The 24,804-nt window shown below is 64.2% G+C and carries 14 protein-coding genes and 3 pseudogenes; 8 read left to right on the top strand and 9 right to left on the bottom strand.

Annotated features, from left to right (window positions below; genetic code table 11):
- Window positions 1–11: 11 nt before the first annotated feature.
- The 7 genes and pseudogenes from CXG43_RS17090 to CXG43_RS17060 all read right to left on the bottom strand — a co-directional run bounded on the left by CXG43_RS17090 (window position 12) and on the right by CXG43_RS17060 (window position 8,714).
- Window positions 12–287, bottom strand: a complete 276-nt coding sequence (locus tag CXG43_RS17090) for a hypothetical protein (RefSeq protein WP_101101137.1) — start codon at window positions 285–287, stop codon at window positions 12–14.
- A pseudogene (locus tag CXG43_RS17085) lies at window positions 284–3,475 on the bottom strand (CusA/CzcA family heavy metal efflux RND transporter). Before CXG43_RS17085 ends, CXG43_RS17090 begins: the two are co-directional and overlap by 4 nt.
- Before the next feature lie 8 nt (window positions 3,476–3,483).
- On the bottom strand, window positions 3,484–4,431 hold the full coding sequence (locus CXG43_RS17080; RefSeq protein ID WP_101101136.1) for an efflux RND transporter periplasmic adaptor subunit: 948 nt from the start codon (window positions 4,429–4,431) through the stop codon (window positions 3,484–3,486).
- Window positions 4,428–5,705 (bottom strand): TolC family protein, encoded by a 1,278-nt coding sequence (locus tag CXG43_RS17075; protein WP_101101134.1) that lies wholly within the window; start codon window positions 5,703–5,705, stop codon window positions 4,428–4,430. Before CXG43_RS17075 ends, CXG43_RS17080 begins: the two co-directional genes overlap by 4 nt.
- 55 nt (window positions 5,706–5,760) lie before the next feature.
- The gene (locus CXG43_RS17070) at window positions 5,761–6,117 is read right to left on the bottom strand and encodes a hypothetical protein (RefSeq protein ID WP_101101132.1); all 357 of its coding nucleotides are present in this window, start codon (window positions 6,115–6,117) and stop codon (window positions 5,761–5,763) included.
- Window positions 6,114–6,731, bottom strand: a complete 618-nt coding sequence (locus CXG43_RS17065) for a cation transporter (protein WP_005413376.1) — start codon at window positions 6,729–6,731, stop codon at window positions 6,114–6,116. The genes CXG43_RS17070 and CXG43_RS17065 overlap by 4 nt, the downstream gene beginning before the upstream one ends.
- 24 nt (window positions 6,732–6,755) lie before the next feature.
- Window positions 6,756–8,714, bottom strand: coding sequence for an FTR1 family protein (locus tag CXG43_RS17060; RefSeq protein ID WP_101101130.1), 1,959 nt, complete (start codon window positions 8,712–8,714; stop codon window positions 6,756–6,758).
- A 90-nt stretch (window positions 8,715–8,804) separates the two neighbouring features.
- Between CXG43_RS17060 and CXG43_RS17055 the strand changes: the two genes are divergently transcribed.
- The 5 genes from CXG43_RS17055 (at window position 8,805) to CXG43_RS17035 (ending at window position 15,169) form a co-directional block, all read left to right on the top strand.
- Complete coding sequence (locus tag CXG43_RS17055) at window positions 8,805–9,218, top strand: helix-turn-helix domain-containing protein (protein WP_101101128.1); 414 nt, start codon at window positions 8,805–8,807, stop codon at window positions 9,216–9,218.
- Window positions 9,215–10,486: a site-specific integrase gene (locus tag CXG43_RS17050; protein ID WP_101101125.1), complete on the top strand. Its 1,272-nt coding sequence runs from the start codon at window positions 9,215–9,217 to the stop codon at window positions 10,484–10,486. The genes CXG43_RS17055 and CXG43_RS17050 overlap by 4 nt, the downstream gene beginning before the upstream one ends.
- Window positions 10,487–10,510: 24 nt before the next feature.
- Window positions 10,511–13,504: a Tn3 family transposase gene (locus CXG43_RS17045; RefSeq protein ID WP_101101123.1), complete on the top strand. Its 2,994-nt coding sequence runs from the start codon at window positions 10,511–10,513 to the stop codon at window positions 13,502–13,504.
- A 233-nt stretch (window positions 13,505–13,737) separates the two neighbouring features.
- Window positions 13,738–14,691, top strand: coding sequence for a DNA-binding protein (locus CXG43_RS17040; protein WP_101101121.1), 954 nt, complete (start codon window positions 13,738–13,740; stop codon window positions 14,689–14,691).
- A 190-nt stretch (window positions 14,692–14,881) separates the two neighbouring features.
- The gene (locus CXG43_RS17035) at window positions 14,882–15,169 is read left to right on the top strand and encodes a hypothetical protein (protein WP_157824969.1); all 288 of its coding nucleotides are present in this window, start codon (window positions 14,882–14,884) and stop codon (window positions 15,167–15,169) included.
- Between the two features lie 676 nt (window positions 15,170–15,845).
- Here CXG43_RS17035 and CXG43_RS17030 read toward each other — a convergent pair.
- Complete coding sequence (locus tag CXG43_RS17030) at window positions 15,846–16,628, bottom strand: hypothetical protein (protein ID WP_232767850.1); 783 nt, start codon at window positions 16,626–16,628, stop codon at window positions 15,846–15,848.
- A 148-nt stretch (window positions 16,629–16,776) separates the two neighbouring features.
- On the opposite strand from CXG43_RS17030, the pseudogene CXG43_RS17025 reads away from it, so the two are divergent.
- Window positions 16,777–17,058 (top strand): annotated as a pseudogene (locus CXG43_RS17025) (hypothetical protein); the annotation flags it as partial.
- 113 nt (window positions 17,059–17,171) lie between these two features.
- Here the strand turns inward: CXG43_RS17025 and CXG43_RS17020 are convergent.
- Window positions 17,172–21,041 (bottom strand): autotransporter outer membrane beta-barrel domain-containing protein, encoded by a 3,870-nt coding sequence (locus CXG43_RS17020; protein ID WP_198552987.1) that lies wholly within the window; start codon window positions 21,039–21,041, stop codon window positions 17,172–17,174.
- Between the two features lie 148 nt (window positions 21,042–21,189).
- On the opposite strand from CXG43_RS17020, the pseudogene CXG43_RS17015 reads away from it, so the two are divergent.
- A pseudogene (locus CXG43_RS17015) lies at window positions 21,190–21,336 on the top strand (IS3 family transposase); the annotation flags it as partial.
- Between the two features lie 391 nt (window positions 21,337–21,727).
- A complete protein-coding gene (locus tag CXG43_RS17005; RefSeq protein WP_101101111.1) occupies window positions 21,728–24,376 on the top strand; it encodes an excinuclease ABC subunit UvrA in 2,649 nt (882 codons plus the stop codon).
- Window positions 24,377–24,804: the final 428 nt, after the last annotated feature.

Raw genomic sequence — 24,804 nt, 5'->3', positions numbered from 1 at the left:
GCCAGCAGTGGTTACATTTTCTTCAGGGGTGCTGCGGTGGGTGGCGGCGGCACCGGGCCCGGGTCGTTGAAGCACAGCATCACCTGATCGATGCCGAATTGATCGGCCAGCACGCGGGCGGTCACCGCGTGCACCAGATCCAGGTCGACCGAGGGCGCAGCGACGGTGATGGTGGCCGCGATCGCACGGCCATGCTCACCGGCGACCAGGCGCAGGTCGTCCACCGCTTTCACGCCTGGGTCGGTAAACATCGCCGCACGCACCTGTTCCAGGTTGAGCTCGTTCATGGGGACTCCAAGGCAGTGCGATCGCCAGCGGTGGCGCGGTCGCGGTGCAGCCAGCGGTACAGCACCGGCAGCACCAGCAGGGTCAACGCAGTGGACGATACGATACCGCCGATGACGACAGTGGCCAGCGGTCGCTGCACTTCCGAGCCGGCGCCGACATTCAAGGCCATGGGCAGAAACCCAAGTGAAGCCACCAGGGCGGTCATCAGCACCGGTCGCAGCCGGCCAAGGGCGCCGTCGCGTACCGCTTCGTCCAGCGGATCACCCTGTTCGCGCAAGCGCCGAATGAAAGCGATCATGACCAGGCCGTTGAGTACGGCCACGCCCGACAGCGCGCTGAAGCCCACGCCGGCCGAGATCGACAGCGGAATCCCGCGCAGGGCCAGTGCCAGCACACCGCCGGTCAGCGCCAGTGGCACGCCACTGAACACGATGGTCGCATCCTTGGCCGAACCGAAGGCCATGAACAGCAGGGCGAAGATCAACGCCAGTGTCACTGGGACCACCACCCCCAGACGTTGGGTCGCCGAGATCAGCTGCTCGAAGGTGCCGCCGTAATCGATCCAGTAGCCCTCTGGAAGCGTCACATCCTGGCTGATGCGCGTGCGCAGCTCGCCAACGAACCCGCCCAAATCGCGTTCGCGCACGTTGGCGGTGATCACCACCCTCCGCTTGCCGTTCTCGCGATTGATTTGGTTGGGCCCACGTTCCACCTGGATCTTCGCCACTTCCCGCAGCGGCACCGTGCGAGGCTCACCATTGGCGCCGGCAGCCAGGCGGCTGGACTCATCGACACTGGTGCTTGCCGGCAACGGAATGGGCAGGTCTGCCAGCACAGCGGGGTCTTGGCGCTGCGATTCAGGCAGGCGCACGACCAGGTCGAAGCGGCGGTCACCCTCGATGAGCTGGCCAGCAACGCTGCCGCCGATGGCGGTGGCCACCGTCTCCTGCACATCGCCCGGATTCAGGCCATACCGTGCCAATGCCGCCGGATCCGGCGTGATGGTCAGCAGCGGTAGGCCCGAGACCTGCTCAGCCTTGACGTCTTCGGCGCCGGGCACGCTACGCATGACCCGCTCGACCCGGCTGGCCAGGCGTGTCAGCTGGTCCAGGTTGTCGCCGTAGACCTTGACCGCTACGTCCGAGCGGACGCCGGAGATCAGCTCGTTGGTGCGCATCTGGATGGGCTGGGTGAACTCGTAGTTGCTGCCCGGGATTTCCTTGGCTGCCGCCTCCAGCTCTTCCACCAGCTCGGCCTTGGGCTTGCGCGGGTTGGGCCACTGGTCTCGGGGCTTGAGCATCAGGAAGGTGTCGGCCATCGATGGCGGCATCGGATCGGTGGCCACCTCTGCGGTGCCGATCTTGGAGAAGATGTTGGCCACCTCCGGGAACTGGGCCAGGCGCTTCTCCAGCGTTTCCTGCATGGTCACCGACTGCTCCAGGCTGGTGCCGGGAATACGCATGGGTTGCAAGGTGATGTCGCCTTCATCCAAGCTCGGCACGAACTCCGAACCCAGGCGGGTGGCCAGCACGCCACAGCCCACCACCAGCACGGCCGCGCCGGCCAGCACCACGACCCGGCTCCGCAGTGCCCAATCCAGCAGCGGCGTATAGCGGGCGCGCGACCAGCGCATCAGGCGGTTGTCGTGCTCGGCCACGCGGCCGCGCAGGAAGGTGGCGATCGCCGCCGGCACGAAGGTCAGCGACAACACCATGGCACCGGTCAGGGCCAGCACCACCGTGATCGCCATCGGGTGGAACATTTTCCCTTCCACCCCGGACAGCGCGAAGATCGGCAGGTAGACCGCGGCGATGATGCCCAGGCCAAACAGGCTGGGACGGATCACCTCGGCGGTGGCCGAGGCGGTCAGGTCATAGCGCTCTTCATCGTTGAGCTGGCGGCCCAGCGCGTGCTGCGCCTCCCCGAACCGGCGCAGACAGTTCTCGATGATGATCACCGCCCCGTCCACGATCAGGCCGAAGTCCAGCGCGCCCAGGCTCATCAGGTTGCCCGATACGCCGCCACGCACCATGCCGATGATGGTGAACAGCATCGCCAGCGGAATCACCGCCGCAGTGATCAACGAGGCGCGCACATTGCCCAGCAGCAGGAACAGCACCACCACCACCAGCAGCGCGCCCTCGATCAGGTTCTTGGACACCGTGCCGATGGTGCGATCCACCAGCGCGGTGCGGTCATAGACGGCCTTGGCATGGACGCCGGCAGGCAGGCTGGCGTTGGCGGCATCCAGCTTGGCCGCGGCCGCCTGGGAGACTTCCCGGCTGTTGGCGCCGAACAACATGAAGGCGGTACCGACCACGACCTCGTGGCCATTCTGGGTGGCCGCGCCGGTGCGAAGCTCCTTACCTTCGCCGACGCCGGCGACGTCGCGCACCCGGATGGGCACGCCATCGCGGCGGTCCAGCACGATGTTGCCGATCGCCTCCAGATTGGCCAGCTGGCCGGGAACGCGCACCAGGAATTGCTGTCCATTGCGCTCGATGTAGCCGGCGCCAATGTTCTGGTTGTTGCGCATGACCGCGGCGACCACGTCGTTCAACGTGAAGCCCAGCGCCACCAACTGAGCTGGATCGGGAGTGATGTGGATCTGCCGCTCGAAGCCGCCGATGGTGTTGACCTCGGTGACGCCGGGCGTGGTGCGCAGCTGCGGCCGGATCACCCAGTCCTGCAGGGTGCGCAGGTCGGTGGCCGTGTACGGGGTGCCGTCGGGCTTGCGAGCGTTGGGCTCGGCCTCCACGGTGTACATAAAGATCTCGCCCAACCCGGTGGAGATCGGCCCCATTTCCGGGTCCAATCCGTCAGGCAGCTGGGAGGCGATCTGCTGCAGGCGCTCGGCGACCTGTTGGCGGGCAAAGTACAGGTCGGTGCCGTCCTTGAACACCACGGTGACCTGTGAGAGCCCATAACGCGACAGCGAGCGACTGTAATCCAGCTTGGGCAAGCCGGCCATGGCCGTTTAGATGGCAAAGGTGACCCGTTGTTCGGCCTCCAGCGGCGAGTAACCCGGGGCCTGGGTGTTGATCTGGACCTGGACGTTGGTGATGTCGGGTGTGGCGTCAATGGAAAGGTGACGGTAGCTCCACACGCCCAGCGCAACCAGCGCAGCGGTGAGCACCAGCGTCAGCCAGCGATGGCGGATGGACAGCCCAATGAGGCGTTCGAGCATGGCGGGCCTCATTCCTCTTCCACGGTGGACTTTTCGATGTCGGCCTTGATCAGGAAGCTCTGGGCCACCACCACCTGTTCACCGGCCTTGAGGCCTTCCAGCACTTCGGCGCGTTCGGCGTCGCGGCGCCCCAGCTTCACCGGCCGGGTGCGGTAGGTCTCGCCCTGCTGCACGTAGACCACGTCCTGGTCTTCAGCGGTCTGCAGCGCCGTGATCGGCACCACCAGCGCGGCCGATTGGCGATCCACGGTGACCCGCGCCTTCACCGCCGACCCCGGCCGCCACAGGCCATCGGTGTTGGCCACGGTGGCGCGCGCAATGGTGCTTTGGCTGGCGGTGGCGGTGCCGGGCAGGACGCGCTCCAAGGTGGTCTGTGCGGTGACCCCATCGCTCAAGCGGGTAACCGTCACCGGCACGCCGGCACCGATGTGCTGGGCGTCGGCGCCGAAGATGTGTAGGTCCACCCACAGGTTGGATAGGTCGGCGACCTCGAACAGCGGCGCGCCCTCAGCCGCCGCCATGCCCACGGCGGCCGTGCGCGCCATCACCACGCCACTGATTGGCGCAGTGACGGTATAGGTGGTCAGGCTCAGATTGCTCTCTACCGTGGCCAGTGCCTGGCCGGCCCGTACCTGATCACCCACGCCGGCTCGCACGGAGCGGACCGGTCCGGGGAAGCGTGCCGTGACCTGCGCGATGCGACCGTCAATCGGGGTCAACAGCCCTTGCACCTCATGCTCATCGGCAATCTCACCGGGGCCTGCCGGTGCGACCTGGATACCCGCTGCCTGCGCAGCTTTGGCGGCAATCTTGGTTTCCAGCGGCGCTTCCTCGTGCTCGCCGTGCTCTTCGCCCTCAGCGGCGGCGGCGCCCTCGGAGGCTTCGTTGGGGGCGGACGCATTGCAGGCTGTTAGCAACAGGGCCATGCCCAGTGCGGTCCAGGAAAAGCGATTCATGGGGTCTCTCCGGTGGAAGCGGCCGCCGCCGGCGTTACAAGCGCCTGTCCGGTCAGTCGTTGAATTTCGATCAGGGCGCGCTGCGCATCGAGCGCCACCTCCAGCTGCTGCTGGGCCATGGCCGTGCGTTCGGACTGCAGCTGTGCCCATTCCAGGTAGCTGATCGCGCCGGCGCGATAGGCGCGCTCGGCGGCCTGCTCAGCCCGGGCCAGCTTCGGCAGCACGTCGCCTTGCAGCCGTGCCACCTCCGCCTGCGCCACGGTGTAGCGGCCATGGGCCTCGACCAAGGTGGAATACAGCGACAGGCCCTTGGCCTCGCGCTCGATCGTCAGGACCTCCAGCTCGGCCTCGCCGGCGCGAATCTCCGGCTGTGCGCGGCTGCGGCTGCCCAGCGGCATGGACAGGCTGGCCACCAGCGCGGTGTCGTCGGTCTCCTGCAGGCGGCGCACACCGAGCTGCCAGGACAGGTCCGGCGAGGCCGCCGAACGCGCCAGCTGCAGTCGTGCCTGCGCGATCCGGCGGGCATCGACAAACTGCGCCAACTCGGGAGTGCGCTCCAATTCCTCGGCCAGCGACTGCATGGACGCGATCGCCGGCAGGACCATGGGATCGGCCGCGGCCACCTCGAAGCTCGGAGCACGTTCGCCCCAGAGGGCAGCAAGGTGCTGTCGGGCGGCAATACGCTGCTGCTCGGCCCGATCACGGGTCAATTCTGCTCGCGCCAGTGCTGCTTGTGCGGTGAGCACCACCGATTCGGGAGACGCGCCAGCCTGCAGGCGCTGCCGGGCAGCGGCGACGGTCCGCTGGCGCTGGCCGACATCCATGTTCGCCAGGCTACGTTGCCGGTCGGCACCGACAACGGCCAAATAGCGCTGCGCCGTCTCGGCGAGCAGGTCCAGCCGCCCGGTCTCGCGCTGCACGGCCAGTGCATCAATCCGGCTTTGGGCCAAGGTGCGGCGGGCGTCGAGCTTGCCGCCGCGCTCCAGGACCGAGCTCAGGCTCAAGGTCAACTCCGCGCTGTCCAGGCCACGGGCCGCGCCCGTGCCCAGCGCATTTTCAACCTCCGCCCCCAACGTCCACGGTGGCCGCTGCACGGCCTGGTCCCGCTCGGCCGCAAGCACGGTGGCCCGCGCATCGACCAGGCGCAGCTCGGGGTGGGTTTGGGCCACGCGTGCAAACGCGTCGTCCAAGGTCATCAGCTCTTCTGCTGTCGCCGGCGTTGCCGCCGCGCTCAACAGTAGCCACGCGGCCAGGGCCGCCAATCGCACATGCATGAAGTACTCCAGAATTTTCGATATCCAACAGGGATCCGGCGCACGCCGGCGCGCATCACCCTGCGATCGGCGGCCGGAACGGCGCGAGCAGGTGCTCATGCCGATATCTGTCCGCATGGGCTGTCGCCGACGGCCAATGCCAGCCGATATGAGCAATGGCCAACACTATTTCTGGAGCCGGCGCGGCCTGGCTACAGCACAGCACCAGCTGCTGTAGCCGGTGCAGCGCGGCGTCTACGCCACGCTCGGAAGCTGGTGATGCCACTGCCGGGTCATGGTCGGCCGCGGCCAGATGGGTTTGAGCATGGAGCTCGCCAACCACTGCCAGCACCGGCTGCGTCACAAGGCCCACGGCCAAGTGCGCCAGCAGCAGCCAGCGCAGGCCACAGCTCAGCCGGCCAAGCGCTGTCATGCAGGCGTTTTGCGCGCGTCGGCACGCGCCCGGCGAGCATCACCCAAGATCTCGAAAGCCTCCTTGATCACATACAGGCCGATCAGGGCGCCGATCACGAAATCCGGGTAGGGGCTGGCCAGCCACCACACCAACAGGCCGGCCAGAATCACCCCAACGTTGGCCACCACATCGGCGCGGGTAAACAGCCAGGTCGCTCGCAGATGCACTTCGCCGGACTTCAAGGGGGCGAGCATACGGAGCACTTTCAGGTTCACGGCCAGCGAGACCAGAGCGGTACCGATCATCCAACCGCTGACCGGCTCGGCGCCGTACATCACCCGGCGGCCGACTTCGACCAGCACGCCTACGCCCAGCACCAGCAGCACGCTGCCACTGACCCACGCGGCGTTGGCCTTGAAGCGCGCCGTGCGCCCGATAGCGACCAGGCCAATGGCATAGGCGGTGGCGTCAGACAGCATGTCCAGCGCGTCAGCCAGCAGCCCGGTGGAATGGGCAATCCAGCCGGCAATGCCGCCGATCACGGCCATCGCTGCATTCAGCACCAAGGCGATCCAGAGGATGCGCCGCTCCTCCTTGTTCTTGGCTTCGTGGTGGCACCCGCAATCACTCATGTCCTGGTCCTCTGCTGTGTTGTTTCATTGCTTGTTTGCGCCTGGCTGTCTACGCACACCGGAACGGGCATTGGCGAGGAACCCCACGATAGCGGCGGTGCCTACCAGTACCTGCGCCAGCAGCGACTGCCAGGTGGGATACAGGCCGATCCATTCGATGCGCGGCAACGCGAGCGGCGTTTGAGAGATCCAGCCCGCTTCCTGCAACGCGGCCACGCCTTTACCTATCAGGATGACCGCCATCACCGCGATGAGAATCGAGCTGATCGAAAAGAACCGGCCAATCGGCAGTCGCCTGCTCATGCGCAGCATCCAGTACGCCACCGCAGCCAACACCGCGATTCCCGCCACCAGGCCTGCGAGGATGGCGGTGGACGCCTGATCGCTCCACATCGCGATGTAGAACAAGATCGTCTCAAACACCTCGCGGTACACCGCGACAAAGGCCAGCATGAAAAGGAAAACAGCCGAGCGCCGTGTCAGCGCAGTCGTCAGCTTGGCGTGCAGGTACTCCTGCCACCGCCCTGCAAGGCTCTTTTGGTGCATCCAGATGCCTACGCTGAGCAGGACAGCGGCAGCGAACAAGGCCGAGACGCCCTCAGTGACTTCCCGGTTCGCACCGCTGATATCGACAAAGTAAGTGGCCACTGCCCAGGTCGCTGCGCCTGCCAACAACGCGCAGATCCAACCCGCATGCACATACGGCAACACATCAGACCGCTCGGCTTTACGCAAGAACGCCACGATGCCAATCACGATCAGCAGCGCTTCCAGTCCTTCGCGCACCAAAATGGTAAAGCTGCCCAGAAACGCGGTGCTGGCGCCTATTCGGGTGTCCTGCAGCGCCACGTCCGCGCGATCAAACAGCTGGGCAATTTGCGCTGCCTGCCCGGCAACGTCAGCCGCGGGCGCATGCTGATCCAGCTGCGCGCGGTAGCCTGCCATGGCCGTCTCGATCTCTCGCAGCAATGACGGATTGCGCGTGGCCAGCGTGGGTTCAAGCGGCTCTACACCATCCAGATAGGACGAGAGCGCAAGCTTTTTGGCTTGAGCCAGGTCCTCATCAGCGTAAGCGCGCTGGCTGGCGGCCAGTCGCTGCCGCGCCACCGCAAAGCGATCGGCTCCTGGTACCGCTTCGTTTACTGCCTGTGGCTGCGAACGCAGGTAGGCGATGATCGCGTTTGCCTGATCGGCGGGCATCGTGGTGGCAAGATCGGCCTCTCGCGTGCGTGTCAGCGCTTCGAGCGAGGGAATGTGCGTATGGGCCTCGGCACTGGTGCGCCATAACGCCTCACCTTGAGCCTTGGCTTGCGAGGAGTACCCCAAGCTGCCCACATAGAATGCCAACGCCCAGCGATCACTTTCTGACAGCCCAGAGAAGCTGACCATGCCGGTACCCGGCACACCCTGGGAAATGACCTCGTACAACGACAGCGGCGTTCGCTGCGCGGCGCGAGTGGCATCGGTGAACGCGATCGGCGGCGGACTTAACGCTTGCGCGGCGGGGCCATCACCGTAACCCGTGGGGCCGTGACAGGCCGCGCACTGCTGGCTGTAGATGGACGCGGCCTGGGAGGTCTTCGGCGGGCTCGCCGGAACAGCGCCGATCGGGTAGCGGGCCAACAGCGCCGTGCCGAGCCCGCGCGCCAACGTTGCCACTTGCGCAGGGTCGGCCTTCTCTGCCACCGCCTGGACCAGGCGGTCGGCCTGGGTCGTCAGCTCCTGCTGGTTCTGGCCACCGGGCAATGCTCCCAGCTGACTGCGCACGGCGCCGGCAAACTCGCTCATTTCGGCGTATTCGTTGGGGGCAATTACGCGGCCGGCCTGGACCGCGCCGGGGTAGTCGACCGCGATGTAATCGAGCATCTGCCAGGTTTGGCGCAGGTCTGCTGCGGCAGGCTCCGCCTGAGCAGAAGCGGGCAGAACCCAGCCGATCAGCAAGGCAATCAGGCAGTAGCGAATCAAGGCGTTGGGCAGTGGCATGGTCGTCACACGCAGCGCCGCGGCCGGAGTGGCGGCGGATACGGGTTCAGCGTAAAGTCCGTAGCTACTACGGAGTCAAGCGTACTACGAATGAAAATCAGTCAGGCTGCCGACGCCAGCGGATGCCACTTGGAGACGATTCGCTATTACGAGCGGATCGGGCTGCTGCCGCGCCCGGGGCGCACGGGCAACGGCTACCGGGTCTATGGCCCGGCCGACATCGAGCGGCTGCGCTTCATTGCGCGTGGCCGGGACCTGGGCTTCAGCCTGGAGGAGGTCCGCAGCCTGCTGCAGCTGGCCGGCGATGAGGAGCTTTCGTGCGGGGACGTGGACCGGTTGGCCCGCAGCCATCTGGCCGACGTGCGCGCCCGCATGGCCGACCTGCAGCGCATGGCCAGCGAGCTGGAACGGGTGATTGCCAGTTGCCATGGCGGCCAGCGGGCCGAATGCACCATCCTGTCAACGCTGCGCCAGCCGGCCGCTGTGGAGGCCACGCGCCAGTGACCGAACTGGACCGCTACCTCGATGCGGCCACGCGCCAGAACACGGTGCGCAGCTACGCCTCGGCGCTGCGGCACTTCGAGGTCGACTGGCAGGGTCACCTGCCGGCCACCCCGGACAGCGTGGCCCGGTACTTGGCCGCATACGCGCAGACCCTGGCTGCGAGCACGCTGCGCCAGCGGCTGGCTGCCATTGCCTCCTGGCATCGCGATCATGGGTTTGTCGATCCCACCCGGTCGCCGCTGGTGCGCAAGGTCCTCAAAGGCATCAAGACCCTGCACCCGGGCCAGGTCAAGCAGGCCGCGCCGCTCCAGATTCGGCGGCTGGTCGAGCTCGATGACTGGCTGGCCGCGGCGATCGCTGCGGCACATGCCCGGGGCGACGGAGCTGCGGTGCTGCGCCATCAACGCGACCGAGCGCTGGTGTTGCTTGGGTTCTGGCGGGGCTTCCGTGGCGATGAACTGCTGCGTCTGGACGTGGCCCATCTCACGCTGGTGCCGGGACAGGGGATGACCTGCTTCCTGCCACGCAGCAAGGGTGATCGGCAGGCAGCCGGCGTCACCTACAAGGTGCCGGCGCTGTCGCGGTTGTGCCCGGTGGAGGCGACCCAAACCTGGCTGCAGGCGGCTGACCTGCAAGAAGGGCCGGTGTTTCGTGCAGTCAACCAATGGGGCAAGGTAAGCGCCGAAGGTCTCCATCCCAACAGCCTGGTGCGCCTGCTGCGCGAGCTGCTGGCCAGTGCGGGCTTTGCGGATGCGGGGCTCCACAGCAGCCACTCGCTGCGCCGCGGGTTTGCCAGCTGGGCCAACGACCAAGGCTGGGATATGAAGGCGCTGATGGAGTACGTGGGCTGGCGCGATGTGCACTCGGCCATGCGTTACCTGGACGGGCGTGACCCGTTCGCCCGGGATCGCATTGAAGCGAGCCTGCCCAGCCCAACCGCGCCAGCTCCGACGATGGTGCTGCCGGCGCCCGAGGGCAAATCTGCCCTGCAGCTGCGCCTACGCCTGGTGCTGACCCCGTTTGCCCGCGCCGGCCGCGGCGCGGCCAGAGCCCGGGGTCGGATCGAAGAGATCTGCTTGGCCCCGTTCAAGGCTATGCGCCTGAACACCGCCAGCAGCGAGTACCGGTTGACTGTTCCCACCGATCCCGACCGGGATCTGGATGAAATCCTGGCCACGTTGCTCGATGACATGCACCGCATGGCCGATACGCACCAGTGTTTCCTGGAAGCGTCACTCAGTACAGACGACGGCCGGCACTGGGACTGATTCCCCTCACAACCTCCGGATCCAATGGCTACCCTTCACGAGACCGCCTACCCGCGACTGAAGCCTGATCCCACCGCCAAGGAACTGGAGGAGGTCTATACCCCTACCGCAGCTGAAATCGCCTTTGCCAAGCAGCTGACTGCCCAGCCGGGTCCGCAGCTGGCGGTACTGATCCATCTCAAGCTCTTCCAACGCTTAGGCTACTTCACGCTGTTGGCGGAGGTGCCTGAGCGGATCCGGCAGCACATCGCCAAGGCCGCACGTCTCGGCCGCGTGCTGGCCTCCGACCAGCTCGAACGCTATGACGTCTCCGGCAGCAAGCGCCGGCATATGCCACAACTTCGGCAGTTCATTGGGGTACGTCCCTTGGACAAGTCGGGGCTGGCTTGGCTGGATACGGTGGCCACCGCCGCAGCCCAGACCAAGCACACCATCCCAGACATCGTGAACGTCCTGCTTGAAGAGCTGGTGCACCATCGCTACGAACTGCCTGGCTTCCGCACCCTGGAGCTGGCCGCCATCGGTGCCCGCGAGCGGGTCAATTTGGGGTACTACCGCAGCATCAGCCATGCACTGACGCCTGCCACGCGCACGCTCATCGACGAACTGCTGCGCGCACCGGAAGGGTCCAGGTTCACCGGCTGGCAATCACTCAAGCGCGAGCCCGGCCGGCCCACCAACAAGAAAGTTCGGTTCTACCTGCAGCACATCCGCATGCTGCAGCAGTTGGCCGACCAGCTGCCTCCCATCGATGTGCCGGTGCCCAAGCTCAAGCAGTTCCGTGCGATGGCTCGGGCCTATGACGCCAGCGAGCTGGCCGAACTGGCTCCGGACAAGCGCTATGCGCTGGCCACCATCTTCATTCGCGCCCAGCATGCCAAGACACTGGGTGATGCAGCCGAGTTGTTCATCAAGCAGGTGCGTGGATTGGAAAACACCGCGCAACAGAAGCTACTGGCGTATCAGCTCGAACACGCCAAACGGGCCGACTTCCTCATCGGCCAGCTCAAAGAGATCCTGCAGGCCTATCAGCTCGATGGTAGCGATAGCCAGCGCGTGGACGCGATCGACAACAGCCTGGAAGCGGAAGTGTCGACCTTGCTGGCCGAATGCGAAGAACATATGGCCTACGCTGGGAAAAACTACCTGCCTTTCATGCTGCAACCCTACGGCGCGATCAGGCCGCTACTGTTCAACGGGCTGGAGCTGATGAACTTGCGGGCGACCAGCCACGATGCTGGAATGGAGCCGTTGATCGCAGCGGTGCTGTCGCTGCGCAACCAACGCCGTGAGCTGATCGAGGTGGCTTCCCTCGGTTTGGACCCGGAAAAGGACTTCGATTGGATGTCCAAGCTCTGGCGTCAGCACGTGTTTGGCAAGCGGGCCAGTGCGGCAGGCGCAGGCTGGATGCACCGCAAGTACTTCGAGCTGGCCGTGCTGGTGCAGGTCAAAGACGAGCTGAAGTCCGGAGATCTCTTCATTCCCAGCAGCGAGCGTTTTGACGACTACCGCGAGCAGCTGGTCGATGAAGCCACCTTGGCACAGGAACTGGAAGCCTATGGGCAGGTGTCAGGCCTGCCCACCGACGCCGCGACTTTCGTGGCTGGGTTGCGCACACAACTGACCGCCCTGGCCGATGAGGTCGACGCGCGTTTCCCGGAGAACGTGCATGCGGACATCCTGGAAGGACGTCTGGTATTGCGGAAGGGGCAACGCGCCGAAGTCTCCAGTGCAATTGCTACCGTGGACGGCCTCATCACTGAACGGCTGCCCGAGTCCAGCATCGTCGATGTTCTGATCGATGCCAGCCAATGGCTGGATCTGCACCGCTTCTTCCGTCCGATCGCCGGCACCGAGAGCCAGGTTGAAGATCTTCCTCGGCGCGTGATCACCACGCTTTTTTGCTATGGCTGCAACCTGGGCCCGACGCAGACGGCGCGGTCGATCAAGGGCTTCAGCCGGCGCCAGGTCGCTTGGCTCAATCTCAAATACGTGACCGAAGATGTGCTTGAAAAGGCCATCGTAGAGGTCATCAATACCTACAATAAATTCGACCTGCCGGGCTATTGGGGCAGCGGGAAGAGCGCATCAGCAGATGGCACCAAGTGGAGCGTCTACGAAGACAACCTCCTGTCGGAGTACCACATCCGCTACGGTGGCTATGGCGGCATCGGCTACTACCACGTGTCCGACAAATACGTGGCGCTGTTCAGCCACTTCATTCCTTGTGGCGTGCACGAGGGCATCTACATCCTGGACGGCCTGTTGGCCAACACTTCCGACATCCAGCCTGAGATTGTCCATGGCGACACGCAGGCCCAAAGCTATCCGGTCTTCGGCTTGGCCCACATGCTGGGGATCCAACTGATGCCCAGGATCCGAAACATCAAGGACCTGACATTCTTCCGGCCGGAGCCGGGAAGGGCCTACAAGAACATCCAGGCACTGTTCGGAGACAGCATTGACTGGCAACTGATCGCCACCCATCTTCACGACATGCTGCGGGTGGTCATCTCAATCCGACTGGGCAAGATCACCGCGTCCTCGATCCTGCGTCGGCTGGGCACCTACAGCCGGAAGAACAAGCTGTACTTCGCATTCCGGGAGCTAGGCAAGGCCGTTAGAACGCTGTTCTTGCTGCGCTACATTGATGACAACGAGATCCGCAAAACGATCAATGCCGCGACCAACAAGAGCGAGGAATACAACGGCTTCGTGAAGTGGGTGTTCTTTGGCAGCCAAGGGATCATTGCTGAGAACGTCCAACACGAACAGCGCAAGATCATCAAGTACAGCCAGTTGGTGGCGAACATGATCATCCTCCACAACGTGGAGGGCATGAGCCGGACGTTGGCTGAGATGCGGAAGGAGGGGATCGAACTGACGCCCGAGATCCTGGCCGGTTTGTCGCCTTATCGGACCAGCCACATCAATCGCTTTGGCGATTACCACCTGGATCTTGAAAGGGAAGTGGCGCCGCTGAGCTACACAGCCAAGGTTCTTGAACAGACCCCATAGACGGGGAGAACCCACCGGGGAGATGAGCAATCAGCTTGCGCTTCAGTCGCTTAGGCGGTTTTTGGCCCAGGACGTAATGATTCCCTGCCGACCCTCGAGGAGGGCGGGACTAGTGGAATTATCACTCATAGTATGTAATGTACACTACGAATATACAGTCGTAGCCGCGATAATCATCACTTATCGCTACTACGGAATCAACGGGGCAGGGCGCCCGCACAGGAGATAGCTCAATGGCTCGCGGAATCACGGAACTGGACGTGCACAGAGCCGCTGACGCGCTTGTCGCAAAGGGCGAGCGCCCGACGGTGGAGCGCGTTCGGGCGCACCTAGGCACGGGATCCCCGAACACGGTAACCCGCTTGCTGGAGACCTGGTGGCAAAGCCTCGGAAGTCGGTTGCACCCTGAGAGTCCAGGCGTGAAAGACGCTCCGGCTGTGGTGGGGAAGCTTGCCGGGCAATGGTGGGCGCTAGCGCTAGAACATGCGCGTGAGGCGGTCCTTGCTGAGTTCTCCGAGGTGCGCGAGGACCTTGCACTCAAACAAGAGGAGCTTTTTGTCCGGTCCAAGGCACTTGCAGGTGAGATGAGCGCTGTCCACGCGAGGTCGGAGGCGGCAATTGCCTCGGAACGCATCGCATGCACCCGGGTCACCGAATTGCAGCGATTGGTCGATCAGCTTCAGCTGCAGGCTGCGGAACTGGCCGAGCAACGAACCGCCGCCATTCAGCGATTTGAGCAAGTGGAGGCCTCACGCCAGTCTCTCTACGACAGGCTTCAAGAGACTGAGGAATCGGCGCGATCCGAACGAGAGAACCTGGCTGAGCATGTCAGATCTGTCGAAAATCGAGCGCTGAGTGATATCGATCGCGCTAGACAAGAGGCCAAGACATTGCAGACGCAGCTGGCGAGCGCAGTGAAAAGGAATACATCGGTTGAAACAGCGATGCGGCACAGACTTGAAAAGGCGCACTCAGCCACTGCGGCGGCAGTACAGAGGGCGGACAAACAGCGTGGCCGATGTGAAGCTCTAGAAGAGCAGCTGGCCAAGCTCCAGAACTTACCCGCAGATCTAGAGGCTGCGCTTAGGCGAAGCCAGGTTACGCCTGGTCCACGGAAGACAAGCACCAAACAGCGGGTCAAGAAGAAATCATCCAAGGCCACGAACCCAGCCAGGGAGAGCTCTTAAACCGGACGGGCTATTGGCTTGCAGCGCGCACCCCTTGGGGCGTCTGAGGGTTTAGGCTTAGAGCGCCGGTTTGCAATGGTTGGTGGCCTCAGCACTTTTATTGGCCTCTTCGAGGGATGAGGCCTCTCAAGTCCAAAGTCGGTACGCCGCTGACGCGGCTACATTTACTCATAAATCCGGAGCAGTGAACATGAGTCTGACCATCTCAGCCAAGACTGTAGGTTACCGCCAAGGTCACGTTGAAGTTCGGAACATCCATCCAGGTTGCGTGAACATAGAAGTCTGGGCAATAGATCCGGATTCAGATTTACGCCCCGCCGAGAACGGCCATTTTGTATACGAAGATCACGAGGTGATTGGCGACGTGGAGCTTGAGCTTTCACCTGATGAGGCGCTGATGCTAGCGCAGCAACTTATCGCTTCGGCCGAGGCCGCCTTGGATGCGGCTTCGACGAACAAGGCAGCAATCCTCACTTAGATCGACGGAAGAAAAGCTCCGAGCGGTGGGCTTGGAAGGGCTCATTTAAGGACAAGCCTTATTGTTGTCAGTACGCGGGTAAAAACGTCTTACAAATCAAACGTCGGCAGGGTTAAAGGCTAAACTGACAACATCTAAGATTGACGACACTCACCAGACGAGTCAGCCGTGCAAAATAATAACATAATATACATTATGCGCAATAGGATATCTGCCATCGCCTGGTTCGTCGGCTATGTTTGGCAATGGCTGCGACCCCATGTTCACGCCCGAAGGCCACCAGCGGGAAACCTTGGCCGACCCGCGCATCTAGGTGGCCACTGATCGGCGCCACCCCGGAATGCCTTTGCCACAATGAAATCCAATGCCATCTGCCTTGCCGACGCCCTCAGAATTTGCCGGGAACAGCGGTTAGGCGTTGGTGTATCCGATCACGACGCCGATCCGTCCAATGACGGCGCCAAAGATCCAGTTCGTCCTGCAGGTCACTTAGGGCGTGGTGCTCTTCGACATTGAGTGGAAAGCAGCCTTGGGGGCCGGGGGCAACGGCTTCGCTCCAGGGCCTTTTGCGGGCTGCAATTGAGCCTGCACAGAGCAAGCAAGCGAAATAAGCTGCACGCCCTGCGCCAGCAATCGATCGGAAAGCGCGTGACGTTACGTCCACTGAAACCGAGCCCTATTTGGCAGCAGCAACAGGCATCACGCTCTTTCGCACAATCTCCAACCTCCCAACATCGCCAACAGGCACGAGCATGGCCGTCCTCCGCGCCGGGTCCCACAGCGCATAGCTGTCACCAAGCCGCCCAATCAGGCTCAGGCCACGCTGCACCTTTTCATCAACAGTCACCGTTGTCACATAGTTGCCGCCGCCAGATGAAATCGTGCTGGCGCGCTCGAAACCAAGCCAGCTTGAAGCAAACGAGACATAGACCAGCATCACTAAGGCATAGATCAGCCAAGGGGAATCTTTCACGGCGGTCGGTATCACTGGCGAGAGATGGACGGCCAGCGCACAGATGATCGTGAGAAAAAGCCCTATCAGCACAGGCCACGCGTTTGACCACCAAAGCAACGCCCCTAGCCCAGTGAAGAAGATCGTTGGACCCAGCCAAGCGAATCGCTTGGTTTTGGGGGCTCCGCTCGCCAGCTTCACATCGACCCAGCTGCTAAACAGCAAGGCCACCAGCATGAGAAACAACACCATGCCGATGCCTGCCAGGCCGGCCAGCGCCCGTTCGCTCACTGCAACAAACTGAAAAGGATCAAGGCCAAAGTGGCCCCAATACGCCTTAAGATTGAGCGCGCCCTGAATCAAGCCAAACGTGACGACAGCCGAACCCCAGCCAGCCACATCGGCCGTCGTTGGGCCTCTTCGTGTACTTCCCATGTACTCCCCACCTATCAAGCGTCCCTGACGCATCCAGGATAGTGCCATGGGGTGGCGCGCGGCGTCAGCCACGCAGTGCACTCTGATTGCAGCAGATAGACGCAGACCTGAAGGGAGCATCGAGGGTTCGCCCCGTCCATCCACTTGGCGCGTCTGCCCCACTCCCGGTCAGAGCGTGTCGGTACAGGCAAAAAGTATGCGGGGCCAAAGGAGGCCTGCCATGACCACCCCCTACTCCCCTGCCCCACAGCCCATCCACGAGGCACCCTCGGCCGGGCCTGCCGTGGAGCCCAACACCCTCATCGCGCTGCTGTACAGCATCGGCTCGGGCGTGGCCGCCAACGGCCAGCCATGGCCAGAGCGGCATCAGCTGCGTGGCCGGCAGATGGCGCTGGCCAATGCCGACTGCTCGCTGACGGGCCTGCGCGTGGTGCTGGAAGTGCTGCTGGCCGCAGAACGCACCCGCCAGAATGGTGAGCCGGAGCAGTACGTCGGCGACAGGACCGGCTGCTACTGACGCTTGCTGGCGATGTACCTGAGGATGAGCGGTGTGGCGTGCGGCAGTAGAAGACAACCCCAGCTCAGCCCCATCCCGGGCGGCAGGATGCGCTGGCTTTACCAGCGCACCTGCAATCCGACGTTGCCGAACGCCCCGTCCCGGCTGACACCACTCCCATTGCCAATGGAGCGCTCGCGGCCACCGGACATCTGCAGCTGGGTGCGGCCATTCAACCGGATAGTAACGCCAGCGCTCAACGAAGCTCGGTTTCCGCCTGCTTCCAGTGGAATCTGATCCTTGTCGGCGTATGTCACCGCCGAGCGCGCATTCGATTCGTGCCACACGTCCGCTGCGAGGTACGGCGCCCACTGCACGCCCCCTGCGCTCTGGAACTGCCAGCTGCCGTTGATGCCCAGCCGCTCGCTAAGGCCCTGCGTACTGCCAAGCGATACGCGGCCCGCAGCGTCCTGCGCTGCATCGAAACGCACCTTCTGCCAAACCAGCTGGATTTCAGGCTGAAGCGTGAACTGCCCTTTACCGGCCTGCATGACAAACGGATGGCCCGCCTCGAGCGACGCCAGGTAGCCTTCGCCATGGGTGTTGAGGCTGACCGGGCCCGCGCTGGCGGAACCGCCGTAGCGCGTCAGCTGGACGACGGCATCCAGATAGCCGCCGCTGCTGCCCACGCCCGTCAGCGTGAGACCGGCACTGGTGGCGTGCAGGTCAACGCTGCCGGTTGCCCCACGCACATAGCGGGTTCGCTCATCGTTGGTGTAGATGCCCTCGACCTGCACATTGCTGCTTGCGCGCGACAGGTAGCCGCCCGCTCGCCAGTTCGTGCCTGCCGACGCGGCAGCCTGCCAGAAATCACTTCCGACCTGCAGTGCATCCAGCCTGCCCTTCGCTTCGGGCGCAACGATGGAGTCGTACCCGCTGTGCAGGCTGCGGCCTGCCACCCTTGCCCAGGCAGCACGACGCGTGTCGCCAGTGGAGGCGGCCTCTGCCCTGTCACGCCGGTTGCCCATTGCCAGTGTTCCCAGCTCGCGCGCAAGCGGCTGGATGGTGCCGTAGGTCGCCAGCTCGCGGCCGAAGATGGGCATGGCCACCGGAGGAACCGGGTCGACCGGATGGATCGGATCGACAGGGTCGACCGGATGGATCGGATCGACAGGGTCGACCGGATGGGTCGGATCGACAGGGTCGACCGGATGGATCGGATCGACAGGGTCGACCGGATGGATCGGATCGACAGGGTCGACCGGATGGATCGGATCGACAGGGTCGACCGGATGGATCGGATCGACAGGGTCGACCGGCGGCTGCACGATGAAGGCGTTGCGCAGATACCAGTTCTCGGCCGACTTGCCCTCCAGATCGCCGCGGAAGAGCCCGTACCCGAACGCACCATTTCGTGCGTAGTTTCCGAGCTTGAATGCCTCGGCCGACGTGGTGCCCCCATTGATGGCGGCAACCACCAGGATGCCATCCCCGACGGTGTGGCCTTCCGAGTCGCTGGTGTTGTGAACGCGCACGGTGGTGCTGCCGCTGGCGGCGCCGCCATCGATCACCAGCTGGCTGCTGGGCGATGCGTCGTCGCCCAGCCAGGTGTTCAGTTCCAACTGCCCCTGCTGGCCAACGTAGTTGCCGTGAATGGTCAGGTGGCCATAGTCATTTCCACTGCCCGGACGAATGACGCCGGCATTGACTACGTCACCATGAATCGTGCCGCTGCCGCTCAAGGTGGCATTGCTGGCCACTTCTGTTGCCGACCGGATGCTGCCGTCGACCTGTAGTGCGCCGCCAAGCACACGGGTGGCACCGGTGTATTCCTGGTCATCGGCGATGCGCAGGGTGCCGGTACCCATCTGCAGCAGGCCGCCAGCGCCGCTCACGGCATTGCCCAGCACGAAGTCGTCGCTGCGATTGAATTCCAGCCAGCCTTGGTTGTTGATGGCACCCGTCACGCTACCGGTGGCGCCGCCGTTGCCCAAGCGCAATGCACCGGCGGCGATGAACGTGCCGCCGGTGTAGGTGTGGTCGCCGTCCAGCACGGTAGTGCCCGAGCCGACCTGCCGCAGCGCACCGTCGCCGCCGACGCGCGGGGAAAGCACGAACGTATCGTTGCGGTCGACGTCCAGGTGCGTGCCACTGGCCAAGCTGACATCGCCAGCCAGCGTGCCGCGTGAGCCGCCATCACCGACCTGCAGCGTGCCAGCCTCCACCCGGGTCCCGCCGCTATGGGCGACGTTGCCGGACAGCACAACGGTGCCGCTGCCTGCCTGTAGCAGCTCGCCGCCGCCGGAGATGTTGGCGGACAGGGACATGCGGTCCCCACGGATGAGGGTCAGCCGGGCGTTGTTGACGATGTCGCCGGCCACGTTGCCGGTTGTGCCGCCATCGCCAAGCACCAGTTCGCCCTGTTCGATCCGGGTCGTACCGGTATGGGTGCTGTCCGCGGTAAGGGTCAGGGTGCCATCGCCCCGCTTGATCAGCTGGCCACCTTCCCCATGCAGGGCGGTGGCCAGGGTGACAGCGTTGCCGTTGGTGTCCAGAACGGCGCCCGCGGTACCCAGTGCCCCCAGTCGCGCAGAGATGTCTTCCCTGCTGCCAGCAGCCCACTGCAGGCCGCCGCCATCAAGGACGATGCTGCCAGTGCCCAGGTTGTTGCCGGACTGGAATCGGATCAGGCCTTGATCGACGTGCGTCGACCCGCTGTAGGTGTTGGCGCCGCTCAAGGCCAGCACGCCCTCGCCTGTCTTGGTCAGGGTGCCTGCATTGCCTCTGACCTGACCGCTGACGGTCATCAGGGCATCACCGCCATCGACGCGGAACACGTGCTGGCCGCTTGCGGACAGCACGACCGGAACGTTGACCGACATGTCCTGCCCTGCGGCACGGTTGCCCAGCACGCCATCATTGAAGGTGATCACACGGGTACCGGCGCCAGCGCCGGCCAGGATGCTGCCGGCACGCAGCGCACCACCCTCGAGGGTGACGTTCGCGGACACGGTGCCTGTAGTGCCAGTGCGGTTGCCCATGGTGATGCTGTTGGCAAGCACGCTGCCGCCCTCGCCAATACTCAGGCGCCCGTTCGAGCCGCCAGTGCCTGAGGTGCCGCTTCGTGCGCCAAGCATGATGGTATTGGCCTCGAGCACACCCCGGCCCAGGCTCAGGGTGCCGTTTGCAGTGGCATTGCCATACAACGCGCCCGCAATGTTCAGGGTGTCCACCTTTGCATCAATCATGCCTCGACGCAGGTCGACATTTCCGGTGGCGCCGCTGTAATTGCTGCTGGTTCCCACGCCAATGTTCCAGATGCCCACGGCGCTGCTGCCGTCCGAGCCCCTCAGGGTGAGGGTTCCCTCCGTGACCGGGCCCTGGAACGTCAGGGTGCCGGAACTCTGGTTGCCCCCAACGATGATTCTGTCCGCATTGATCGTATTGTTCTGACCCAGGCGTACAGTGCCCTGATTGGTGGCATTCGCGCTGATGCTACGACCTACATCGCCGATGCCGAAGTATGAAGCACGGATGAGGTTGCTACCCGACGCCAGAGTGACGGCTCCCGTAGTAGCACCGGTCTGATTCCAAGCGCCGCCAACAGCGCGCCCACCAACACTGTAGGCGCCCTGGGCATTGTCGAAGACGTAGTTTGAAAGGCCACTGAGGTCCAGATTCTGGGTGCCGCGGTTCACAGTGCCGCCGATACGGAACGAGTTTGCCTGCTGGATCAGCGTGCCGCCCTCGCCCCTGACAACGCCTGTCGCGCCGTTGGCAACAAGAATGTTGTCTACAATTCGCGTTCCATCGCTGATGTCAACCGGAGCCGCGGGAAACTGCAGCGTCTCCGCGGTGGCTGCGCCGCTCCACGCTAGCGCGATTGCAGTAGCCAGCTTCAGCGGGCGCAGTGAAGCGTGTCGACCCACCTTGACGCGCGGGCGACGGGTGGCAACTTCGGAGGCGACGACCCATCGACCGGCGGCCATATCCCAGGCAATTGCATGAATATTGTTCATGAGGCTCTCCTCGAAGTGAGATGAATGCTGGAGGGCTTCCTGAAGCGTTCGAAGGAACGGAAAGGGCGCACCCAGCTGACACTTGAGAGGTTAGAGAGGGCTGCTTGTGAGCCGAATCGGACTCGTCCCAAAAAAGGTGACCGCGAGGTACGCTTTCATGCTTGAGCAGCCGGGCGAGTTCAGGTTGACGGCCATGTGTCGAGTGCGTGGGGTCAACCGCAGTGGCTACTATGCATGGGCGGGTAACTCGGGCAGGCCGCATCGGGGTCAATGCGCTGGGCATGGCTGCCGACAAGCCTTCTGCGTGTTTTAGATCCGCGCTGATGCTGGGGCTTGTTAAATCGGTGGCGACGAGTTGCTTGGCATGATCCGGGCTGTGCAGAAGCCGGCCGCAAGTCGTGTCGAACCGCAACTTGAGCCTGCACCTTGCCCCACCCCCCAAGCAGCTGCCTGCAGAAGGTGCGGTAGCGCGCTGGTCGCAAGAACCAACCGCCGAACAGGTCAGCACTTCCAGGGATGCAGCCGGTTTCCGCATTGCCGCGGGACGGCAAAGCCATCGCCCGCAACGCCCTCACCAACCTTCACCCCGCAGCAGCGAGAATGAGCCATCGGGCGCGCGGTCACGCGTGCCGCTCACTGCCCGCAGGACCGCCGCCATGCCCCACCCGTCCGTTGATCATTCATCCTCCGCTGCCGCAGCCAGCGGTTGCATCGAGGTCCGCGGAGCACGCGAGCATAACCTCAAGAATGTCGATGTCTCCATTCCGCGCAATGCGTTGGTCGTGTTCTCGGGGGTATCGGGTTCGGGAAAGTCATCGCTGGCATTTGGCACTGTCTTCGCTGAGGCGCAGCGGCGCTATTTCGAGTCTGTCGCGCCCTACGCACGGCGCCTGATCGACCAAGCCGGCGTGCCCGATGTGGATGCCATCGACGGGCTGCCGCCGGCGGTTGCGCTGCAGCAGCAGCGCGGGGCCAGTAATGCACGTTCATCAGTGGGCAGTGTGACCACGCTGTCCAGCCTGGTGCGGATGATGTATTCGCGTGCCGGGGCCTACCCGCCCGGCCAGGCCATGCTCTACGCCGAGGACTTCTCACCCAACACGCCGCAGGGCGCCTGCAGCACCTGCCATGGCCTTGGGCACGTCTACGAGGTGACCGAAGCACTGATGGTTCCGGACCCGTCGCTTACCATCCGCGAACGCGCCATCGCCTCCTGGCCGCCGGCATGGCACGGGCAGAACCTGCGCGACATTCTGGTCACGCTGGGCTACGACATCGACGTGCCGTGGAAGAAGCTGCCGAAGAAGGACAGGGAGTGGATCCTGTTCACCGAGGAAGCGCCAAGCGTGCCGGTCTATGCAGGCTTCACCCCGGCCGAAACCCGCGCCGCCCTGAAGCGGAAGCTTGAACCGAGCTACATGGGGACCTTCACCGGTGCTCGCCGTTATGTCCTGCACACCTTTGCCACTACCCAGAGCGCGCTGATGCGGAAGCGGGTTTCCCGCTACATGGAGGGCAAGCTGTGTCCCGCCTGCCACGGCAAGCGCCTGAAGCCTGAAGCGCTGTCGGTCACCTTCGCCGGCGTGGACATCGGCGAGTTCATGCGGCTGCCATTGGATCAACTGGCGGATCTGCTGGAGCCTGTGGCACAGGGTGATTTCAGCGCACATAGCCGTGGCTCACGCAGCAGGAACGCGACGCGCCGCGATCGGGCCCAACGGGTGGCAAGCGGGCGCACCGCCCACGCGGCGGCCCCTGACGTACGCCTGACCTCGGCCCTGTCAGAGGAAAAGCGCATGGCGGCCCAGCGGCTGGCTGGCGGCATCATGGCGCGTGTCTCGCAGCTGCGTTCGCTCAGTGTGGGGTATCTCTCCCTGGATCGCGCGACACCCACGCTTTCTGCCGGCGAACTGCAGCGCCTGCGACTGGGTACGCAGCTGAGTTCGTTGCTCTTCGGCGTGCTGTACGTACTGGATGAGCCATCGGCTGGCCTGCACCCTGCCGACAGCGAGGCGCTCTACGATGCGCTTGGCCAGCTTCGCGATGGCGGAAATTCGGTCTTTGTCGTCGAACACGATCTGGAGCTGATGCGCCGCGCGCAATGGCTGGTGGATGTTGGCCCGCAGGCGGGCGAGCACGGCGGACGCGTTCTCTACAGTGGCGAGCCCGGTGGCCTCCGCCAAGTACAGGATTCCCGCACCGCCCAGTATCTTTTCGACCAGGTGCCTGCGCCTGCGAGTCGCAAGCGCAACGCCGGAAGCTGGCTGGAACTGAAGGGTATCCACCGCCACAACCTGCAGGGAGTGGATGCGCAGCTGCCGCTGGGACTGCTGACTGCAGTGACCGGGATTTCGGGGTCGGGCAAGTCCAGCCTGATGGCGCAGGCGCTGCCGGAGCTGGTACTGCTGCACCTGGGCCATGAACCGCCGGACGATAGCGCCGACGTTGCGCCCACGGATGGGCCATCCGTCATCGAAGCAACGCGCGGCCGGTTGGCAGGCGATGTGGATGCCATCCAGCGGGTCGTCCAGGTGGACCAGAAGCCCATCGGCCGCACGCCGCGATCGAATCTGGCTACCTATACCGGGCTGTTCGACCATGTGCGGAAGCTGTTTGCCAGCACCCCGGACGCACGCCGACGCCGTTTCGATGCGGGCCGCTTCTCGTTCAACGTGGCCAAAGGCAGATGTCCGACCTGCGAGGGCGAAGGCTTCGTCAGCGTCGAGCTGCTGTTCATGCCCAGCGTCTATGCGCCCTGCCCTGCGTGCCACGGCGCGCGCTACAACGAGGCCACGCTGAAGGTGCTGTGGAATGGCCGCAACATCGCCGAGGTCCTGCAGTTGACGGTTGATCAGGCGCACGCCTTCTTCGGCGAGGAGGATGCGATTGCCCGCTCGCTGCAGGTGCTACGGGAAATCGGGTTGGGCTATCTACGGCTGGGCCAGCCGGCGACGGAACTTTCAGGTGGTGAGGCACAACGCATCAAACTGGCAACCGAGCTGCAGCGCGGCCAGCGAGGTCGCACGCTCTATGTACTCGACGAACCCACTACCGGCCTGCATGCGTCGGATGCGGATAGGTTGATGCTTCAGCTGCAGCGGTTGGTTGATGCAGGGAACACGGTGGTGATGATTGAGCATGACATGCGGGCGGTCGCGCAGGCCGATTGGGTGATTGACGTGGGGCCTGGCGCAGGTGCTGCGGGCGGCACCATCGTGGCGAAGGGAACGCCTCACCAGGTGGCTCGTGCCAAGGCAAGCAGGACGGCCCCTTTCCTCGCGCGCGAGCTCTCGCGCGGGGGCTGAGCCGGGAGCAGGTAAGAATGATCCAGTATGCGGGCCAGGTGTTGTAGCCGGCCGTACCTAGACCCCGCTCATTGCTCGCGGCAACGCTGCCAACCGCCCGAAGGAGACGAAACCTGCTCCCACCCGTTGGGCAGCTTTCGCATGGCTTGGCCTCCCACACAGGACAGACCCGAGCGGCGAGCGGCTTCCGATCCAAGAGATGGCAGCTGGACCACGTCGTCGGATGGCCCCGGCCTTCCTGCGCGCCGTGCTTCATCTGTCAGCGTCTGCGATTCCAAGCGTTCGCAGTACGCCTTCATGCGCGGATGGGGATGGTTGGGCCAGCGATACTGCTCGCAGTTGAATGGCGTTGTGCCGTTCGCCATGGAGTTATGTGCTGGCTTGGGAGACGCTGGGAGTGGTCTAGCAGCCGGACCAGTCGCCGAGCG

Source organism: Stenotrophomonas sp. Bg11-02 (genome assembly GCF_002836635.1).
Taxonomy (GTDB): Bacteria; Pseudomonadota; Gammaproteobacteria; order Xanthomonadales; family Xanthomonadaceae; genus Stenotrophomonas; species Stenotrophomonas lacuserhaii.
The sequence above is the reverse complement of the archived record's forward strand: the minus strand, read 5'-3'. Positions and strand labels throughout refer to the sequence as shown.

Excerpts from the sequence above, each read along its gene's own strand:
- CXG43_RS17065 (WP_005413376.1), bottom strand. The coding sequence starts at position 6,731 with ATGAGTGATTGCGGGTGCCACCACGAAGCCAAGAACAAGGAGGAGCGG.
- CXG43_RS17005 (WP_101101111.1), top strand. The coding sequence starts at position 21,728 with ATGCCCCACCCGTCCGTTGATCATTCATCCTCCGCTGCCGCAGCCAGC.
- CXG43_RS17035 (WP_157824969.1), top strand. The coding sequence starts at position 14,882 with ATGAGTCTGACCATCTCAGCCAAGACTGTAGGTTACCGCCAAGGTCAC.
- CXG43_RS17055 (WP_101101128.1), top strand. The coding sequence starts at position 8,805 with ATGAAAATCAGTCAGGCTGCCGACGCCAGCGGATGCCACTTGGAGACG.
- CXG43_RS17080 (WP_101101136.1), bottom strand. The coding sequence starts at position 4,431 with ATGAATCGCTTTTCCTGGACCGCACTGGGCATGGCCCTGTTGCTAACA.
- CXG43_RS17060 (WP_101101130.1), bottom strand. The coding sequence starts at position 8,714 with ATGCCACTGCCCAACGCCTTGATTCGCTACTGCCTGATTGCCTTGCTG.
- CXG43_RS17040 (WP_101101121.1), top strand. The coding sequence starts at position 13,738 with ATGGCTCGCGGAATCACGGAACTGGACGTGCACAGAGCCGCTGACGCG.
- CXG43_RS17090 (WP_101101137.1), bottom strand. The coding sequence starts at position 287 with ATGAACGAGCTCAACCTGGAACAGGTGCGTGCGGCGATGTTTACCGAC.
- CXG43_RS17075 (WP_101101134.1), bottom strand. The coding sequence starts at position 5,705 with ATGCATGTGCGATTGGCGGCCCTGGCCGCGTGGCTACTGTTGAGCGCG.
- CXG43_RS17045 (WP_101101123.1), top strand. The coding sequence starts at position 10,511 with ATGGCTACCCTTCACGAGACCGCCTACCCGCGACTGAAGCCTGATCCC.
- CXG43_RS17070 (WP_101101132.1), bottom strand. The coding sequence starts at position 6,117 with ATGACAGCGCTTGGCCGGCTGAGCTGTGGCCTGCGCTGGCTGCTGCTG.
- CXG43_RS17020 (WP_198552987.1), bottom strand. The coding sequence starts at position 21,041 with ATGGCCGCCGGTCGATGGGTCGTCGCCTCCGAAGTTGCCACCCGTCGC.